The sequence below is a fragment of the Streptomyces sp. NPDC057307 genome (assembly GCF_042667665.1).
Taxonomy (GTDB): domain Bacteria; phylum Actinomycetota; class Actinomycetes; order Streptomycetales; family Streptomycetaceae; genus Streptomyces.
The window spans coordinates 1-2,716 of sequence record NZ_JBHUZM010000269.1 but is presented as its reverse complement, the minus strand read 5'-3'; the positions used below and the strand labels follow the sequence as shown (position 1 = coordinate 2,716).

The window sequence follows — 2,716 nt, the reverse complement described above, 5'->3', positions numbered from 1 at the left end:
CCGCGACGCGGCGGGAAGCTCCTCCTACACCCGCTGACCGGTCACTCTCCGGACAGCACCGCCTGGGCGGCCGACCGCGCGCCCTCGGCGGTGTCGGCCGCGCGCGCGGCGGCAGCGGCACGCTCGCACTGCGCGAGGGAGTACTTCGCCAGCGTCGCCCGTACGTAAGGGATCGACGCGGCGCCCATCGACAGCGACGTCACACCGAGCCCGGTGAGCACACACGCCAGCAGCGGATCGGAGGCCGCCTCACCACACACGCCACAGCTCTTGCCCTCGGCAGCGGCGGCGTCCGCCGCCATGGCCACCAGATCGAGCAGCGCGGGCTGCCACGGGTCCTGCCACCGAGACACGGCGCCCACCTGGCGGTCGGCGGCGAAGGTGTACTGCGCGAGATCGTTGGTCCCCAGCGAAAGGAACTCGACCTCCTGAAGAACCGAGCGCGCCCGCAGAGCGGCCGACGGAATCTCCACCATCGCCCCGAACTTGGCGTTCAGCCCCGCCTCACGACACGCGTCGGCGAACGCCTTGGCGTCGGTGCGGTCGGCCACCATCGGCGCCATGACCTCCAGATACACCGGCAGACCCTCGGCCGCCTTCGACAGCGCGGTGAGCTGGGTCCGCAGCACATCCGGGTGCTCCAGCAGACTCCGCAGCCCCCGCACACCGAGCGCCGGATTCGGCTCGTCGGCCGGGGTCAGGAAGTCCAGCGGCTTGTCGGCGCCCGCGTCCAACACCCGTACGACCACCCGGCCTTCGGGGAACGCCTCCAGCACTTGGCGGTAGACCTCGACCTGCTTCTCCTCCGACGGCGCCTGCTTGCTGTCGTCGAGGAACAGGAACTCGGTACGGAACAGCCCCACACCCTCCGCACCCGCCTCGACGGCCGCCGGCACATCGGCGGGACCGCCGACATTCGCCAGCAGCGGCACCTTGTGCCCGTCGGACGTGGCGCCCGGCCCGGAGGAGGCGGCCAGCGCGGCCCGCCGCGCCGCGGCGGACTCCTCAAGCTCGGCACGCTTGTCGGCACTCGGCTCGACGAAGACCTCACCCGTACTGCCGTCGACAGCGACCAGCGTGCCCTCGGCCAGCTCACCGGCGCCGGGCAGGGCCACCACGGCGGGCACCCCCAGCTGGCGCGCGAGAATCGCGCTGTGACTGGTCGGCCCGCCCTCCTCGGTCACGAAACCGAGCACCAGCGTCGGATCGAGCAGCGCCGTGTCGGCGGGAGCCAGGTCACGCGCGATCAGTACGTACGGCTCGTCGCTGTCCGGCACACCGGGCATCGGCACCCCGAGCAGCCGCGCCACGATCCGGTTCCGCACGTCGTCCAGGTCGGCGACCCGCCCCGCCAGATACTCACCGGCGCCCGCGAGCAGCGCCCGGTAGGACGCGAACGCGTCGTACACGGCACGCTCCGCCGTGCTCCCGACGGCGATACGCCGGTCCACGTCGGACATCAGCTCCGGGTCCTGGGCCATCATGGCCTGCGCTTCGAGCACCCCCTGTGCCTCACCGCCGGCCAGATTGCCCCGAGCGATCAGGTCGGCGGCCACGGCCTCGACGGCCTGGCGGGCACGCCCCTGTTCGCGCTCGGCCTCCTCGGTCGGAATCTGCTTGGCCGGCGGTTCGAGAACCGCTGTACCCATGTGCCGAACCTCGCCGATAGCCACCCCGTGGCTGACGCCGACGCCTCGCAGCGTTGTCTGCATTGCACCCGTCTCCGGTTGTGCGGCGACCGACCGGATCGCCGCGGTTGATGAACTGACCGCCGGTCATGACGGCCGACGGCCGTGCCGACTAGGTCGCGGAGGTCACCGCCAGCCGAAGAGCGCGTCGCCGGACTTCACTTCGCCGTCCTGGACGACGTCGGACAGCGCCTCGACACTCGCGTCCAGCGCCACCACCGGGCACACCGGTGACTTCCCGGCGGCCTCGACATCGACGGGGTTCCACCGAACGACGCCCTGACCCCGCGTCACGGTGTCGCCCTTGGCCACGAGGAGTTCAAAGCCGGTGCCGTTCAGCTGGACGGTGTCGATGCCGAGGTGCGTCAGCACCCCGTGCCCCTCGGAGTCGAGGACGACGAAAGCGTGCGGATGCAGGGATACGACGATGCCGTCGATCGGCGCTACGGCCTCGGACGGCTCACGCACGGGGTCGATCGCGGTACCGGGACCCACCATCGCATCGGAGAACACCGGATCCGGTACAGCCGCGAGTCCGATGGCGCGTCCAGCAAGTGGGGACGTCACGCTGGTCATGGGGAGCCTCCCAGGGGGCGGAGATTCGTCTGCCGTCGTCACTACCTGTCATGGACGACGTACCGTTCAGAAGCGTAAGTCATATGAAGTGACGGTTCCGCCCGAGAGCTGCCAGTTGGCGGTCCCACGACGGGCCGAAAACGATTTGCCTGCCCGCCGGGACGGCATGTACTGTCGTACTCCTGCCTGGCCCTAACGCGACTTCGAGTCGGCGGTCGGCAGCACCCATCAAGTCATAAACTCTCTCGGATACGGCTTCCGCATGCCTGCGGAAGAGATGGTCAGGGAAAGCGAAAAGGCCTGATACTGTTTGAAACGTAAGGCCGAAGGGAAGCCCGGAGGGCCCGGAGACGGGACCAAAGGAAGCGTCCGTTCCTTGAGAACTCAACAGCGTGCCAAAAGTCAACGCCAGATATGTTGATACCCCGACCTCGTCCACTTGGTGGATTGGG

At 69.4% G+C, this 2,716-nt stretch carries 2 protein-coding genes; both read right to left on the bottom strand.

The features are described from left to right. Positions 1-41: 41 nt before the first annotated feature. Complete coding sequence (gene ptsP / locus ACFUN8_RS37225) at positions 42-1,712, bottom strand: phosphoenolpyruvate--protein phosphotransferase (protein WP_382570915.1); 1,671 nt, start codon at positions 1,710-1,712, stop codon at positions 42-44. A gap of 102 nt (positions 1,713-1,814) precedes the next feature. After that, positions 1,815-2,264 (bottom strand): PTS glucose transporter subunit IIA, encoded by a 450-nt coding sequence (locus ACFUN8_RS37220; protein ID WP_383647846.1) that lies wholly within the window; start codon positions 2,262-2,264, stop codon positions 1,815-1,817. Positions 2,265-2,716: the final 452 nt, after the last annotated feature.